This window comes from Janibacter sp. YB324, from assembly GCF_014217915.1.
GTDB lineage: Bacteria > Actinomycetota > Actinomycetes > Actinomycetales > Dermatophilaceae > Janibacter > Janibacter indicus.
In genome coordinates this window covers 2,765,122-2,778,985 of sequence record NZ_CP060120.1, presented here as the reverse complement: position 1 = coordinate 2,778,985, position 13,864 = coordinate 2,765,122, and the positions used below count along the sequence as shown (strand labels likewise).

The window sequence follows — 13,864 nt, the reverse complement described above, 5'->3', positions numbered from 1 at the left end:
TATAGAAGCGTCCACCGCCGACCCCACGAGTACTGCGACGACCTCACCCCAGTGCAGGCCGAGCAGGCTCACTACGCTCACCACCAGGCCCCAGCAAACGCTGGAGTCTCAAACTAGAAGGTCTCCGGACACACCGGGGCGGTTCAGTGGGCCCGACAGCCGACGTCAGTCACGAAGGGCCGTAAGGGCCTGGGAACAGGGTCACGCGTCCATGGAGACATCGGCTCCTGGCGATTTGCGCTGGCTGGACTGCTGCGTCATCACCCGGGCCAATGTGGCGACGGCGCCCACGATGAGCGCCGCGGGCAGCAGAACATTCGTCACGTCGATGAGGGCCGGGTCATCGTTTCCCGCCCGCACGGCATTGCGTCGAGCGGTCCAGGCGGAGTAGGCGATGTAGGTGGGGAGCGCGGCTGTGGCCGCCATCCCGACAAGGCCGTCTACGGAGATCAGACGACGGACTGCAGCCAGGCCCGCGGCCGCGACGATCGCGGCAACCTCCCAGAAGATGCCTTCGACGAGGACCAGACCGGGACCAGAGATGGTGCCGTCGATCGTGCGGGCGATCATGGCGGCGTCGAGGGCCACGTACGTCGCGACGGCTGGGACGAGCAACGTCAGAGCCCGAGCGAGCGACGACTTCCACGTCTTCCCGGCCCACGCGGCGGCGAACCCCGCGAGGAGCCATCCCCACTCGCGTCCGACGACCTTGGCCATCCAGTACGAGCCTGGGATGAGGTCAAAGTTGGCCGCGACGTTGACCGCACCCAGACCGACGCCGAGCAACGGCAGCGCGATGAGGTGAACCGCACTGGGTTGGTTGGAGTCTCCATCGTTTGGAAACGAGGATGTACTCATGCCGAAGGACACCACCCCGGGGAAGCCGACCACGCGTCGCTACAGCCCCGACGAGAAGGCCGCTGCGGTGCGGATGGTCAGGACTCTGCGCGCAGAGCTAGGCACAGAGCACGGCACGGTCCAGCGCGTCGCCCAGCAGTTGGGGTACGGCACCGAGTCGGTGCGGTCCTGGGTCCGTCAAGCTGATATCGACGAGGGCCACGTCGCGGGCATCAGTACCAGTGACGCGGCGAAGATGAAGGCTCTGGAGCAGGAGAACCGTGAGCTCAAGCGCGCCAACGAAATCTTGAAGAGGGCCGCCAGTTTCTTCGGGGCGGAGCTCGACCGCCAGCACAAGAAGTAGCCGCGTTCATCGACGCCAACCGCGACGACGTCGTCGCGGGTCGGCGGCTGGGGGTCGAGCTCATCTGCAGCGTGCTGCAGGTGGCCCCCAGCAGCTACTACCAGGTCAAGAGCCGGCAGCCATCGGCCCGTGCCCGACGTGACGCGGTGATGGGCCCGGTGGTGCGGCAGCTGTGGGAAGCCAACTACCGGGTCTACGGGGCACGGAAGATCTGGAAGGCCGCGCGACGCTCTGGTCACGACATCGGCCGCGACCAGGTCGCCCGGCTGATGCGCGCCGAGGGTATCGAGGGCGTGCGGCGCACCAAGCGGGTGCGCACCACCACGCCAGACCCGGGCATGCCGCGGCACCCGGACCTGGTGGGCCGCGACTTCACCGCCACCGCGCCGAACCAGTTGTGGGTCACAGATCTGACCTTCGTGCCGACCTGGGCCGGCGTCGCCTACGTCTGCTTCATCATCGACGCCTACTCCCGCACGATCGTCGGGTGGCGAGTCGCCTCGCACATGAGGACCACGATGGTCCTCGACGCCATCGAGATGGCCAGGTGGTCACGCGGCACCCAGCTCGACGGGCTGCGGTGTCACAGCGACGCGGGCAGCCAATTCACGTCGATTCGCTACGGAGAACGACTGGCTGAGATCGGTGCGGTGCCCTCGATCGGCACCGTCGGGGATTCGTACGATAACGCCCTTGCCGAGACCGTGAACGGCTACTACAAGGCCGAGCTAATCCGCGGCCCCGCACGCCAGGGACGGCCCTGGAAGAGTATCGAGGATGTCGAGCTCGCCACCCTGTCCTGGGTCCACTGGCACAACCACGACCGCCTCCACGGCTACCTGGGCGACGTCCCGCCAGCAGAGTTCGAGGAAGCGTTCTACGCTACGCAACGGTCCGACCACCCCTTGGTCGGAATCCAATAGCCCGAGCCTCCATCAGACCCAGTGCGGTTCAAGGGCCCAAACGCTGGAGCGTGGTCCCACCTCGCTGGTCACCTTCCTCATCTCGGTTGAGGTTTTCTTCGCCGTTCAGTAGAAGCCTCGGAGCAAGGGTCCCATCGATTGCGTGGTGACGCCGAGCAACCAGCCGTTCGCATCCAGCCTGTGCAAGCGCTGCGCTCACTCGCCTATCGACGAATCGTCTGCTCGCTGCTCTGCCAAGCGGTGAAGCGCCCCCGTGAGGGCGGATACATCCTTCGCGGAAGGGCGGCGGTCCACGGCCTTGGCGAGCAGGTGCAGGCTCCCATCGGGGTGGACATTGGCTTCACGGAAGTCGGTGATGTCGACGACGTACTCCAAAGTCGGGAGGGCGCCGAACGGCCCCGTCGCGTCGATGGTGATGGTGCGCGGTTGAGGGCCCGTCGACTTCATCAAGTCGTAGGTTGCTCCCAGTCTCCACCAATTGATCCGCCCCGGCGGGAGCGACGCCATGCCGTTCGTCATGCGTTCGATGGCCGCGGAGGTGAGTGGATGTATGTCACCGAACGGCGGGTCGACGCGGAATGTCACATCTGTGGCCACGGTGGGGCCCGAGTTGCCGACGACCCAGTCGAGGGTTGCGCCGTCGTCGGGGTTCAGGCGGATGTCTGCCCAGACATAGGGCTGTGACGAGTCACGATGGATCTGTCGCTGGACCTCCGTCTGGCTCTTGGCTGCGGCTACTTGCGACTTCGAGATCAGCACGGCCGCGATGTTGAGGAGCAAGGAGACGACAGCGATGACGACAGCGACGACGGTCGGTAGTTCCATGGGCCGAGTGTGCCGGTGAGGACCGACAGTCGAGCGGGGCCCTGGCAGGCCAGGGGCAGACCTGTGGGAATCCCTCCCAAAGATCCGACCTCACGTTGATTCCATCCCACGCCGACTGGCCCGCTCCCGATTCGAGAGCGAGCTGATCGCAAGACCCCGCGACGGCCGTGCACTGCACTACGTGGGGCGGTCTGCGCCGGTTCGCAGACCTGGAGGTCAGTCACCGGTGGCGTCGATCGTTTTGGTGTCGCGGCTGAGGCCCTGTCCAGCGCCGCGTCGAGCGGTCGGGGCTACCCAGCGGCACCACCTCCCGCCGTGACAGGAGATGACACAGGCGAGCAAGAGGAGACACGTGCGTGCACGGCCAGGTGCTCGACGCCCTTCACGGGCGGAGCGTGGATGGCTACGCTAGGTCTCACGTCAGCACCTCTCAGTTGCTGTCGTCAGACCCCCGGAGGTGGCAGCCTCGCGGGGGTCCTTGCTGTCCGCGAGCTGTGCGGTTGTGTCCCAGTTATGCCCAGAGGGCAAACAAAAACCGGCCCAGACCCGCATTTCTAGCGGATCTGAGCCGGTTTCGGCGGGTCGGGGTGACAGGATTTGAACCTGCGGCCTCGTCGTCCCGAACGACGCGCGCTACCAAGCTGCGCCACACCCCGTGGTGCCTGCGCCCCTCGTCTCCGAGCGGCGCCAAGGAAGGATAACCCAGTCGCCGCCCGGATCGACAATCGGGCTCAGGGCATCTGGTCCGTCTGCGTGGACGGGTCGTAGGGCAGTGTCTCGGTGACCTCGTCGGTCGGGGTGGTCTCGGTGACCCCGGGGTCGACAGGGGCGGTCTCGGTGGCCGGCGGGGTCCACGGAGTCGTCTCGGCGGGCGGCGGGGTCCACGGGGTCGTCTCGACCGGAGGAGTCCAGGTCTCCGTGGGCGGAGGAGCCGTCGTCGTCGGCTCCGGCACGACCTCCTCGGTCGTCGTCGGCTCGGACGCCGGCTCCTCGGTGGTCGTCGAGGTCGTCGACGAGGTGCTCGACCAGGTGCTCGAACTCGACGTCCGTGTCCGAGAGGTCGACGAGGAGGACGAGCTGCTCGACGTGCTCGTCGACAGCGTCGGAGCCGGGGGCAGGTCCACCGCCGGGGCGGCGCTCGCGATCGCCCAGGTCGAGGTGCCGCCGGCGAAGACGGCTGCCGCGACGAGGGAGGCGGCTTCACGCAGGTTCATCGGGCAGGCCCTTCGGGGACGAGGGTGAGCAGGGTGGCCTCGGGTCGGCACGCGAAGCGCACCGGAGCGAAGCGGGAGGCACCGAGGCCGGCCGACACGTGCAACCAGGCGGCGTCGGCGGGAGCTGCGCCGCCGGCGCCGGCACCCGGCCACCAGCGGGAGACCCCCTTCGCCCGGCGGCGGTCCAGGTCGCAGTTGGTGACGAGCGCACCCACGCCCGGCACGCAGAGCTGGCCGCCGTGCGTGTGCCCGGCGATGACCAGCCGGGCGCCATCGCCCGTCATGGCGTCGAGGACCCGCTGGTAGGGAGCGTGGGTGACGCCCAGTGTCGTGGCGGCCGGGTCGGCCGGCGCGCCCACCGCGGCGTAGTCGTCCCGGTGGATGTGCGGGTCGTCGACACCGACCAGGTCGAGACGGGAGCCGGCCACGGTCAGGCTCGTGCGGGCGTTGTCGAGGTCGACCCAGCCCCGCGAGGCCATGCCCTCGCGCAGCTCCTCGGTCGGCAGCTCCACCCGCGAACCGACGACCTTGGCGTGGTCCTTGGTCAGGTAGCGGGCCGGGTTCTTGGGCACGGGGGCGTGGTAGTCGTTGGACCCCATGACGAAGACGCCGGGCCGCTCGAGCAGCGGCGCGAGGGCGTCGAGGGCCGCCGGCACCGCCTCGAGGTGGCTGAGGTTGTCGCCGGTGTTGACCACGAGGTCCGGCTCGAGCGCGGCCAGCCCCCGGATCCACTCCGTCTTGGCCTGCTGCCCCGGCACCATGTGGATGTCGCTCACCTGCAGGATCCGCACCGGCAGGGCGTCAGCGGGTAGTACCGGCACGGTGAAGCGCCGCAGGGTGAACAGGCGCGGCTCGACGAGCACGCCCCAGGCGAGCGCGGCAGCACCGGCCGCGGCCGTCCCGGCCACGACGCGCGTCACGGAAGTGGTGGTCACGGGGCACATCTTGGCAAAGCGATCGAGCAGATGTGCCCGTGCTGCCACAATCGAGTCATGACCGACACCCTCAAGGCCACCCTCCAGCACGACCTCCACACCGCGATGCGGGCCCGCGAGCAGGTGCGCGTCGCCACCCTGCGCATGGTGCTCACGGGGATCAGCAATGCCGAGGTGTCGGGCGAGTCGGCGCGCGAGCTCAGCGACGACGAGACGCTCAAGGTCGTGGCCAAGGAGGCCAAGAAGCGCAAGGAGTCGGCCACCGCCTACCGCGACGCCGGCCGCCCCGAGCTGGCCGAGCGCGAGGAGGCCGAGCTCGCGGTCCTCGAGACCTACCTGCCGGCCCAGCTCGGCGACGACGAGCTCACCGCGATCGTCGACCGCGCCATCGAGCAGGTCGGCGCGACGTCGATGGCCCAGATGGGGCAGGTGATGAAGGCCGCGCAGGCCGAGGCCGCCGGCCGTGCCGACGGCGGGGCCATCGCCGCCAAGGTCAAGGCGCGTCTGGCGGGCTGACCCGGCCGGCACATGACGAAGGGGGGAGGTCACCGTCGCCGGTGACCTCCCCCTTCGGTCATGGGTCAGTCGTTGGTGTTGCCGCCGTTGCCGTTGCCGTTGCCGTTGCCGTTGCCGTTGCCGTTCGGCCGCGTCCCCGTCTGGCGGGGTGTCGGCGTCGAGCGGGTGGCGCTGGGGCGCGACGTCGTCGTGCTCCGCGTTGTCGACGAGGACGGCCTGGAGGTCGAGCTCGACGAGCGGGTCGTCGACGGGGCGGGTGCCTGCGTCGTCGTGGGGGCTGGCGCCTGGGTCGTCGTCGGGGCCGGCGGCGGGGTGTAGGGCGGGACGCCGTTGGAGATGTACATCGTCACGGTCGTGCCCTTGAGGGCCTGCCCGGTCGGCTGGGTGTAGGCGACGGCGCCAGCTTGGGCGGTGCTGTTGACCTGGCTGCCCTCGGTGGCCTTGAAGCCGGCCTTCTCGAGCTTTTCCTTGGCCTGGGTCGGGCCCATGCCGGTCACGTCCGGGATGGAGCGCATGTCGCCGTTGATGACTTCCTTGCTCGGCTTCGTGAAGCGCTTCTTGGCCATGCCCTCCGACGCCTCGTCCATGACCTCCTTCCAGATCGGCCCGGCGATGGTGCCGCCGTAGACCTTCGGGTAGAACTGCCCGCCGATGTTGACGCCGGTCATCTCGTACTCGCGGATGGGCGAGCCGACCCAGACGGCCGTGGACAGCTGCTTGGTGAAGCCTGCGAACCAGGACTGCTTGTTGTTGTCGGTCGTACCCGTCTTGGCGGCGGCCTGGCGGCCGTTGTCGAGGACCATGGCGTTGGCGGTGCCGCCGGGGGTCATCGTCTCGGTCAGCAGGTCGGTGACACCACGGGCGATGTCCTTGTCCATGACCTGCTTGCACGCCGGCGGCTTGATCTTCATCTTGGTGCCGTTGGCCGTGGTGATGGACTCGATGGGGTTGGGCGGGCAGTACTTGCCGTCGGCCGCGAGGGTCGCGTAGCTCGAGGCGAGCTGCAGCGGGGTCGAGGAGTCGGAGCCGAGGACGAGGTTGGAGACCGCGTAGTCGTCCTTGGTCTTGACGCCACCGTTGTAGTTGAGGCCGTAGGGCAGGCCGTAGCCGTCGGTCAGACCCATCTTCGCCATGACCTTGGGGATCCGGCAGGAGCCGATGTCGGAGGCGAGCTGGGCGAAAGAGGTGTTGACCGACATCTTCGTCGCCTGGCGCATCGTCATCGGGCCGCCCACGGCCTTCTCCGCGTTGGCGACGACCCACGGGGAGTTGGTCGTGCACTTGCTGTTGAACTGCTTGGGCATGAAGGTCGCCTGCGTGCCGTCCGGCGTGTTGATCGTCGACTCCATCGGCTTGCCCTTCTCCAGAGCGGCGACGAGGGCGAACATCTTGGCGGTCGAGCCGATCGCGAAGCCGTTGGTGCCGCCGTACTGGGCGGGCACGCTCCACGCCTGCTCCGAGTAGCGGGTCGAGGCCTTCTTCAGACCGACCTTGTAGGTGGAGGTCTGGGCGATGGCGCGCACCTTGCCGGTGCCGGGCTCGATCATGGCGGCCGCGGAGCCGAAGCGCTCGGTGCCCGCGGGCACCCGCTCGGTGAGCTCCTGCTTGAGGTTCTTCTGCCACGAGCGGCGCAGGGTGGTCTTGATCGTGAAGCCACCGGTGTTGATGGCCTGCATGCGCGCGTCCGGGTCGGGGCCGAGCTCGGGCATCTGGCGCAGGTACTGGATGACGTAGTTGCAGAAGTACGGGTCGACCGCCTTGGAGCAGGTGCCGCCCTCGTTCTCCTTGATCTTCAGCGTGCTCTTGACGCTCTTGGCCTTGGCCGCGTCGGCCTGGGCCGGGGTCACCATGCCGAGCGACTGCATGCGGTTGATGACGAGGTCGCGACGCTCCTGGACCTCCTCGGGGTTGGTCCGGGGGTTGAGGCGGCTCGGCGACTGGACGACGCCGGCCAGCGTGGCCGACTCGCTGAGGTTGAGCTCGGAGGCGTGCTTGCTGAAGAAGTGCTTGGCGGCCGCCTCGACGCCGTAGGCCTGGTCGCCGTAGAGGGCGAGGTTGAGGTAGCCGGAGAGGATCTGGTCCTTGGTGTGCGTCTTCTCGACGTTGAGCGCGTACTTGAGCTCCTGCAGCTTGCGGCTGTAGGTCTGCTCGACAGCGGCCTGGGCGGCCTCCTGGTCGTCCTCGCGGACCGCCTTCTCCTGGAGCATCAGCTTGACGTACTGCTGGGTGATCGACGAGCCGCCCTGGGTCTGACCGGAGCTGACGTTGGAGACGAGGGCGCGGGTCGTGCCACGCACGTCGATGCCACCGTGCTCGTAGAAGCGGCTGTCCTCGATGGCGATCTGCGCCTGCTGCATCGTCTTGGAGATCTTGCTCAGCGGCACGACGATCCGGTTGGCGTCATAGGGCGTCGCCAGGAGCTTGCCGTCGGAGGAGTAGATCTTCGACTGCTGGGCGAGTGCGGTCGCGGTGAACTCGTCGTCGAGGTTGTTGAACCCCTCCGCCGTGGACTGGGCCGCGCCGCCGGTCGCCCCCGCGAGCGGGATGACCAGGCCGGCGCCGACGAGACCGATACCGACTGCGACGGCGACGAAGGCGCCGAGCAGGCGGAAGAGATGCGGCATCCCGGAGTCAGACATGCGGCACAGGGTAACCGGGCAACCTGTGCGTCCGGGGGAGCCCGCGCGGGGATGGCGACGGCCGACGAAGGGGGTCAGCGCCCGCCGAGTGCGCTGCCGATCGCCCGCAGCCCGTCGAGGTCGTGGATGTCGAGGGGCTGGGCCGGTACCGCGGCCGTCGGGACGCCCGGGTGCGAGGTGCGGAAGCGGGTGATCATCGCCCGGTGCCGTGCGGCGGTCTCGGCGACCTCGACGTGCACCCGCAGGAGCGAGGCGGCCAGCTCGTGGCCGCCGAGCTCGTCGAGGGCCGCGGCGGCGTCCTCGGCGCGGCCGGCGCTCAGCTGCTTGGCGGCCGTGGTGTGCACGCGGTTGACGAGGACGCCGGCCAGCGGCATCCGGTCGCTCGCCAGGCGCTCGATGAAGAATCCCGCCTCGCGCATCGCATCGCGCTCGGGGGCGGCGACGACGACGAAGGCGGTCTCGGGCCGCGAGAGGAGGGCATAGGTCTGGTCGGCGCGCTGGCGGAAGCCGCCGAACATCGTGTCCATCGCCGCGACGAAGGTCTGCACGTCGCGGAGGAACTCGCCGCCGAGCAGCTTGGTCATGATCCCGCTCGCCAGCGAGACCCCCGCGCTGAAGACCTTGAGCGAGGCCCGCCCGCCGACCTTGGCCGGGGCGGAGAGCAGACGGATGAAGCGGCCGTCGAGGAAGGACCCGAGGCGCTTGGGTGCGTCGAGGAAGTCCAGGGCCGACCGCGACGGCGGGGTGTCGACGACGACGAGGTCCCAGTCCTGCGTGCCCTCGGCCATCTGCCCCCTCAGCTGCCCGAGCTTTTCCATGGCCATGTACTCCTGCGTCCCGGCGAAGGAGCTCGACACGGCGATGTAGAAGGGGTTGGCGAGGATCTGGGCGGCCTTGTCCGGGGCCGCGTGCGCCTCGACGACCTCGTCGAAGGTGCGCTTCATGTCGAGCATCATCGCGTCGAGCGAACCGCCGGCGGAGGTGTCGATGTCGGTGACCGGGCGCGGGGTGTTGTCGAGCTCGTCGAGCCCGAGCGACTGGGCCAGCCGACGCGCGGGGTCGATGGTCAGCACGACGACCCGGCGGCCCTGCTCCGCGGCGCGGACCGCGAGTGCGGCGGCGGTCGTCGTCTTGCCGACCCCGCCGGACCCGCAGCAGACGATGATCCTCCGCTCGGGGTCCCCGATGACGGCGTCCAGGTCGAGGCCGGTGTCCTTCGCCATCAGATGGCTCCCTGCTCGTCGAGGTGGTCGGCGAGGAGGCGCAGCCCGCCGGACTCGACGCCGTCGGGCAGGTGGGGCAGCACCCTGACCGGGACGTCGAGCTCGCCCAGGACGTCGTGCTGCTCGGCCTGCAGCCGGGCGCGGTCCACGTGGTCGGCACCCTCCGCGAGGAGCCCCGCGACGATGGCCGGGCGCGCCGTGACCTCGACGGCGGCGAGGGCCTCCTCCAGCGCGGCGCGCACCGTGGGGTCCTGGTCGGCGACGGCCTCGGCGTCCTCGTCGGCGACGAGGGGTTGGCGCACACCGTTGGCGACGACCGACCCGACGCGAAGGGAGAGCCCGCCGAGCTCGTCGATGGCGTCCTTGGTCTCCTGCACCGGCATCTCCTCGAGGAGGGTCACGAGGTGCACCGCGGTCATCGGGCTCTGCAGCAGCCGGGTGATCGAGTCGGCCTGGTTGCGCACGGGGCCGACCCTGGCCACCTCCGACACCTCGGAGTTGACGTTGAGGAAGCGGCCGATCCGGCCGGTCGGCGGGGCGTCGAGGACGACGGCGTCGTACGCGGGGCGCTTCTTCGCCCCCTTCGTCACGCGGCCGACCGCCTCGTAGACGCGCCCGATGAGCAGCACGTCGCGCACACCCGGGGCGATCGTCGTCGCGAAGTCCACCGCCCCGACCTTCTCCAGCACCGAGCCGGCGCGGCCGAGCTTGTAGAACTTCTGCAGGTACTCGAGCAGCGCGGTCTTGGCATCGACCGACAGCCCGACGACCTCGCCGCCGGAGGGGTCGGTGACCACCGTGCGCTCCTCGGTGCCGAGCGGGGCCACGTCGAGGACCTGCGAGATCCCCTGCCGGCCCTCGACCTCCGCGAGCAGCACGCGCTGCCCGCGGGCGGCGAGAGCCAGCGCCATCGCCGTGGCGACGGTCGTCTTGCCGGTGCCGCCCTTGCCGCTCACGACGTGCAGCCGAACGGGGGATGCGGAGGGATCGGTCACGCCCGTAAGTCTACGAGTAGGGTGCCGACATGACCCAGTGGGAGTACGTCACCGTGCCGCTCATCGTCCACGCGACCAAGCAGATCCTCGACCAGTGGGGCGAGGACGGCTGGGAGCTCGTCCAGGTCCTGCAGGGCGACGGGGGCAACCTCGTGGCCTACCTCAAGCGCCCCAAGGCGGCCTGATGGGACGCATCGACGAGCGCCTCGCGGAGCTGTCCATCACCCTGACTGACCCGCCCGCGCCGGCCGGCGCCTACGTCCCGGCCATCGTCGACGGTCACCACGTGCTGACCTCGGGGCAGCTGCCCCTCGTCGACGGTGCGCTCCCCGTCACCGGCCACGTCGGTGCCGAGGTCGACCCCGAGCAGGCCAAGGAGATGGCCCGCCTGTGCGCGATCAACGCGCTGGCCGCCATCCGCGGCGCCATCGGTGACCTCGACCGCGTCGAGCAGGTGGTCAAGGTTGTCGGCTTCGTCTCCAGCGCACCGGACTTCACCGGTCAGCCCGGCGTGATCAACGGCGCCAGCGAGCTCCTCGGCGAGGTCTTCGGCGCGGCCGGAGAGCACGCCCGCTCGGCCGTCGGCGTTGCGGCGCTGCCCCTCGGGACGCCCGTCGAGGTCGAGGTGACGGTCCGGATCCGCGACTGATGGTCCAGCGCGACTTCGTGCTGGGCTCGCTGCGCGAGTCTCTGCTGGGGCTCGACGCCGGGGAGCCTCCGGCCGTCACCGAGCCGGCCCAGCCCAAGCTCGCGTCGACCGTCATGCTCGTGCGTGACGACGAGGGGCCGCTCGAGGTCTTCATGCTCCGGCGGGCCTCGTCGATGGCCTTCGCCCCGTCGATGCACGTCTTCCCCGGTGGTGGCGTGGACCGGGGCGACGCCGAGGACGAGCTCCCGTGGGCCGGCCCAGCGGTCGAGGAGTGGGCCGAGGTCTTCGGCACCGACGAGGCGAGCGCCCGGATGCTCGTCGCAGCGGCGATCCGGGAGGTCTTCGAGGAGACCGGCGTGCTCCTCGCCTCCCCGGCCTCGGGCGAAGGGGAGACCCCTCACCTCGACCCCGCGGTCGCCGCCGACCTGCGCGCCCGCCTCGTGCGCCACGAGATCGGCTTCGGACAGGTGCTCCTCGAGCACCACCTCGTGCTGCGCAGCGACCTGCTGCGCTACCGCGGGCACTGGATCACGCCCGAGGTCGAGCCGCGTCGCTACGACACCCGGTTCTTCGTCGCGGCCGTCCCCCCGGGCCAGGAGCCCGACGGCGAGACGAGCGAGGCCGACCTGTCGGAGTGGGTGCACCCCCGCGACGTGCTCGGCGCCTTCGGCGACGGCGACGTCATGCTCATGCCGCCGACCCTCGTCTGCCTCGAGCAGCTGGCCGAGGTCAGCACGGTGAGCGCCGCGCTGGGGCAGGACCTGCCGATCGCTCCGGTCATGCCCCGTCTCGTCGAGACCGAGGCCGGCCCCGCCATGCGGGCGGAACTGCCGTGAGCGTCGCTGCTCCCGAGCCGTCCGCTCCCTTCGGTCACTGGGCCGGAGGCCAGATCACCGAGCACGCGCACTGCCTGCTCCAGGGCAACCCCGGTCCGATGACGCTCGACGGCACCAACACCTGGGTGCTCATGAGCCCCGGCGGCAGCGACGCCATCGTCATCGACCCCGGTGAGGACGAGCCCGCCCACCAGCAGCGCGTCGTCGACCACGTCGCCGGGCTCGGCGCGCGGGTCACCCGCATCGTCCTCACCCACGGGCACGCCGACCACAGCGAGGGTGCGCCCCGGCTCGCTCGGCTCACCGGCGCCCCCGTCCAGGCCGTCGGCCGAGGACACGACGACCTCTCCGACGGCGACGTCCTGCGCGCCGGAGACCTCGAGGTGCGGGTCGTGGCCACCCCCGGGCACACCGCCGACTCGGTCTCCTTCGCGCTCGCGGCCGACCACGCGCTCCTCACGGGTGACACCGTCCTCGGTCGGGGCACGACCGTCGTCGCGCACCCCGACGGCGAGCTCGCGGCCTACCTCGACTCGCTCGAACGCATCAAGGCGCTCACCGGTGACGGGGCAGTCGCCACGATCTTGCCCGGTCACGGTCCGACGGTTCCCGACGCCGCGGCGATGGTCGACTTCTATCGGGTGCACCGCCGTGAGCGGCTCGACCAGGTGCGGGCCGCCATGGCCGAGGGGGCGCGTGATGCCGACGCCGTCGTCGCGACGGTCTACGCAGACGTCGACCGCTCGGTCTGGCCGGCCGCGAAGATGTCGGTGCTCGCGCAGATGCGGTTCCTCGAGGGCGCCTGAGTCTCCTCGTCTCGCCGCCGCCGCGTCTCGATGCCCTCCCGCAGTCTCCCTCTGGGCTCCCGAAGGGGTGGGGGTGGCCCTAAGAAGAAGTCCGGCTGCTTCCCTGAACGCTCACTCCGTGTGTCGGCCGGACTTCTTCATGAGTCGGGCCACCCCCACCCTTCGTCCGCATCCGCTTCTCGATCGCGGTCGAGCCACCCCCACCCTTCGTCCGCTGGCGCCTCTCGACCGCGGTTGGCCGCCCCGCTCTTCGTCCGCCCGTGCGTGGGCCCCCGCCGCTTTGGGTGGAGGTAAACACGCCGATGAACCTGCCGCGCGTATACCTCCACCCGATCTGGTGGGCCCCGCCCTTCGCGGCCGCAGACGCGCGAAGGGCCCGGCGCCTGAGGCGGCCGGGCCCTTCGAGGGGTGCGGGGGTCAGCGTGCGCGGCGCTGGAGGCGCTCGACGTCGGTGAGGAGGACGGCGCGGGCCTCGAGGCGCAGCCAGCCGCGCGAGGCGAAGTCCGCCAAGGCCTTGTTGACCGTCTCCCGGGAGGCGCCGACGAGCTGGGCCAGCTCCTCCTGGGTGAGGTCGTGGGCGACCATCACGCCGTCCTCGACGGGGCGGCCGAAGCGCTGGCTGAGCTCGAGCAGCGCCTTGGCCACGCGACCGGGGACGTCGGTGAAGACGAGGTCGGCGAGGTTTTCGTTGGTGCGGCGCAGACGACGGGCCAGCGCGGCGAGCAACGTGCCGGCGATGCGCGGGTGCGCGCCGAGCAGCTGGGTGAGCTGCTCGTTGCCCAGCCCGATGAGCTGGGTCTCGGCGACGGCGGTCGCGGTCGCCGTGCGCGGGCCCGGGTCGAAGAGGCTCAGCTCGCCGAGCATCTCCGACGGGCCGAGGATCGCGAGCAGATTTTCGCGGCCGTCGGTGGAGGTGCGACCGAGCTTGATCTTGCCCTCGGTGATCACGTAGAGCCGGTCACCCTGATCCCCTTCGTTGAAGAGGACGTCGCCGCGCTCCATCCGCACGGGAGTCATGGACGACATCACCTGTGCGGCGTCGGCATCGTCGAGGGTCGCGAAGAGCGGGGCGCGGCGTACGACATCGAGGTTCACAGTGGGC

The 13,864-nt window shown here is 70.2% G+C and carries 14 protein-coding genes, 1 tRNA gene and 1 other annotated feature; of the genes, 7 read left to right on the top strand and 8 right to left on the bottom strand.

Going from position 1 to position 13,864, the window contains the following annotated elements:
- Positions 1 to 201 precede the first annotated feature (201 nt).
- Entirely contained in the window at positions 202 to 858 is a 657-nt protein-coding gene (locus H7A72_RS13625) for a hypothetical protein (RefSeq protein WP_185220863.1), read from the bottom strand.
- Between H7A72_RS13625 and H7A72_RS13620 the strand changes: the two genes are divergently transcribed.
- A protein-coding gene (locus H7A72_RS13620; protein ID WP_143445633.1) for an IS3-like element ISTesp1 family transposase occupies positions 857 to 2,124 on the top strand; the annotation gives its coding sequence in 2 pieces (ribosomal slippage) (positions 857 to 1,160 and positions 1,160 to 2,124; 1,269 coding nt in all). The genes H7A72_RS13625 and H7A72_RS13620 overlap by 2 nt on opposite strands.
- Positions 1,156 to 1,290, top strand: a sequence feature (AL1L pseudoknot). It overlaps the preceding gene by 135 nt.
- A gap of 195 nt (positions 2,125 to 2,319) precedes the next feature.
- Here H7A72_RS13620 and H7A72_RS13615 read toward each other — a convergent pair.
- Both H7A72_RS13615 and H7A72_RS13610 read right to left on the bottom strand, forming a co-directional pair.
- Entirely contained in the window at positions 2,320 to 2,949 is a 630-nt protein-coding gene (locus tag H7A72_RS13615) for a hypothetical protein (protein ID WP_185220862.1), read from the bottom strand.
- Between the two features lie 582 nt (positions 2,950 to 3,531).
- A tRNA-Pro gene (locus H7A72_RS13610) sits at positions 3,532 to 3,605 on the bottom strand.
- Between the two features lie 124 nt (positions 3,606 to 3,729).
- On the opposite strand from H7A72_RS13610, the gene H7A72_RS13605 reads away from it, so the two are divergent.
- Entirely contained in the window at positions 3,730 to 4,191 is a 462-nt protein-coding gene (locus H7A72_RS13605) for a hypothetical protein (protein WP_185220861.1), read from the top strand.
- Here H7A72_RS13605 and H7A72_RS13600 read toward each other — a convergent pair.
- Positions 4,160 to 5,098 (bottom strand): metallophosphoesterase, encoded by a 939-nt coding sequence (locus H7A72_RS13600; protein ID WP_223277653.1) that lies wholly within the window; start codon positions 5,096 to 5,098, stop codon positions 4,160 to 4,162. The genes H7A72_RS13605 and H7A72_RS13600 overlap by 32 nt on opposite strands.
- 57 nt (positions 5,099 to 5,155) lie before the next feature.
- Between H7A72_RS13600 and H7A72_RS13595 the strand changes: the two genes are divergently transcribed.
- Positions 5,156 to 5,614, top strand: a complete 459-nt coding sequence (locus tag H7A72_RS13595) for a GatB/YqeY domain-containing protein (RefSeq protein ID WP_084453043.1) — start codon at positions 5,156 to 5,158, stop codon at positions 5,612 to 5,614.
- A gap of 65 nt (positions 5,615 to 5,679) precedes the next feature.
- Here H7A72_RS13595 and H7A72_RS13590 read toward each other — a convergent pair whose 3' ends face one another.
- The 3 genes from H7A72_RS13590 to H7A72_RS13580 all read right to left on the bottom strand — a co-directional run bounded on the left by H7A72_RS13590 (position 5,680) and on the right by H7A72_RS13580 (position 10,471).
- Positions 5,680 to 8,253, bottom strand: a complete 2,574-nt coding sequence (locus tag H7A72_RS13590) for a penicillin-binding protein (protein ID WP_185220860.1) — start codon at positions 8,251 to 8,253, stop codon at positions 5,680 to 5,682.
- Between the two features lie 74 nt (positions 8,254 to 8,327).
- Entirely contained in the window at positions 8,328 to 9,476 is a 1,149-nt protein-coding gene (locus tag H7A72_RS13585; RefSeq protein ID WP_084453041.1) for an ArsA-related P-loop ATPase, read from the bottom strand.
- On the bottom strand, positions 9,476 to 10,471 hold the full coding sequence (locus tag H7A72_RS13580; RefSeq protein WP_084453040.1) for an ArsA-related P-loop ATPase: 996 nt from the start codon (positions 10,469 to 10,471) through the stop codon (positions 9,476 to 9,478). Before H7A72_RS13580 ends, H7A72_RS13585 begins: the two co-directional genes overlap by 1 nt.
- Before the next feature lie 29 nt (positions 10,472 to 10,500).
- On the opposite strand from H7A72_RS13580, the gene H7A72_RS13575 reads away from it, so the two are divergent.
- The 4 genes from H7A72_RS13575 to H7A72_RS13560 all read left to right on the top strand — a co-directional run bounded on the left by H7A72_RS13575 (position 10,501) and on the right by H7A72_RS13560 (position 12,762).
- Positions 10,501 to 10,656: a DUF4177 domain-containing protein gene (locus tag H7A72_RS13575; RefSeq protein ID WP_007926759.1), complete on the top strand. Its 156-nt coding sequence runs from the start codon at positions 10,501 to 10,503 to the stop codon at positions 10,654 to 10,656.
- Positions 10,656 to 11,120, top strand: a complete 465-nt coding sequence (locus H7A72_RS13570; protein WP_084453039.1) for a RidA family protein — start codon at positions 10,656 to 10,658, stop codon at positions 11,118 to 11,120. The genes H7A72_RS13575 and H7A72_RS13570 overlap by 1 nt, the downstream gene beginning before the upstream one ends.
- Positions 11,120 to 11,956 (top strand): NUDIX domain-containing protein, encoded by an 837-nt coding sequence (locus H7A72_RS13565; protein WP_223277652.1) that lies wholly within the window; start codon positions 11,120 to 11,122, stop codon positions 11,954 to 11,956. The genes H7A72_RS13570 and H7A72_RS13565 overlap by 1 nt, the downstream gene beginning before the upstream one ends.
- A 98-nt stretch (positions 11,957 to 12,054) precedes the next feature.
- Positions 12,055 to 12,762 (top strand): MBL fold metallo-hydrolase, encoded by a 708-nt coding sequence (locus tag H7A72_RS13560; RefSeq protein WP_185222407.1) that lies wholly within the window; start codon positions 12,055 to 12,057, stop codon positions 12,760 to 12,762.
- Between the two features lie 417 nt (positions 12,763 to 13,179).
- On the opposite strand, the gene H7A72_RS13555 is transcribed toward H7A72_RS13560, so the two are convergent.
- Complete coding sequence (locus H7A72_RS13555; RefSeq protein WP_072625509.1) at positions 13,180 to 13,857, bottom strand: Crp/Fnr family transcriptional regulator; 678 nt, start codon at positions 13,855 to 13,857, stop codon at positions 13,180 to 13,182.
- Positions 13,858 to 13,864 lie beyond the last annotated feature (7 nt).

Bases quoted from the DNA above. Each gene is read 5' to 3' on its own strand.
- H7A72_RS13625 (WP_185220863.1), bottom strand. From the start codon at position 858: ATGAGTACATCCTCGTTTCCAAACGATGGAGACTCCAACCAACCCAGT.
- H7A72_RS13615 (WP_185220862.1), bottom strand. From the start codon at position 2,949: ATGGAACTACCGACCGTCGTCGCTGTCGTCATCGCTGTCGTCTCCTTG.
- H7A72_RS13595 (WP_084453043.1), top strand. From the start codon at position 5,156: ATGACCGACACCCTCAAGGCCACCCTCCAGCACGACCTCCACACCGCG.
- H7A72_RS13590 (WP_185220860.1), bottom strand. From the start codon at position 8,253: ATGTCTGACTCCGGGATGCCGCATCTCTTCCGCCTGCTCGGCGCCTTC.
- H7A72_RS13585 (WP_084453041.1), bottom strand. From the start codon at position 9,476: ATGGCGAAGGACACCGGCCTCGACCTGGACGCCGTCATCGGGGACCCC.
- H7A72_RS13575 (WP_007926759.1), top strand. From the start codon at position 10,501: ATGACCCAGTGGGAGTACGTCACCGTGCCGCTCATCGTCCACGCGACC.
- H7A72_RS13570 (WP_084453039.1), top strand. From the start codon at position 10,656: ATGGGACGCATCGACGAGCGCCTCGCGGAGCTGTCCATCACCCTGACT.
- H7A72_RS13565 (WP_223277652.1), top strand. From the start codon at position 11,120: ATGGTCCAGCGCGACTTCGTGCTGGGCTCGCTGCGCGAGTCTCTGCTG.
- H7A72_RS13560 (WP_185222407.1), top strand. From the start codon at position 12,055: ATGACGCTCGACGGCACCAACACCTGGGTGCTCATGAGCCCCGGCGGC.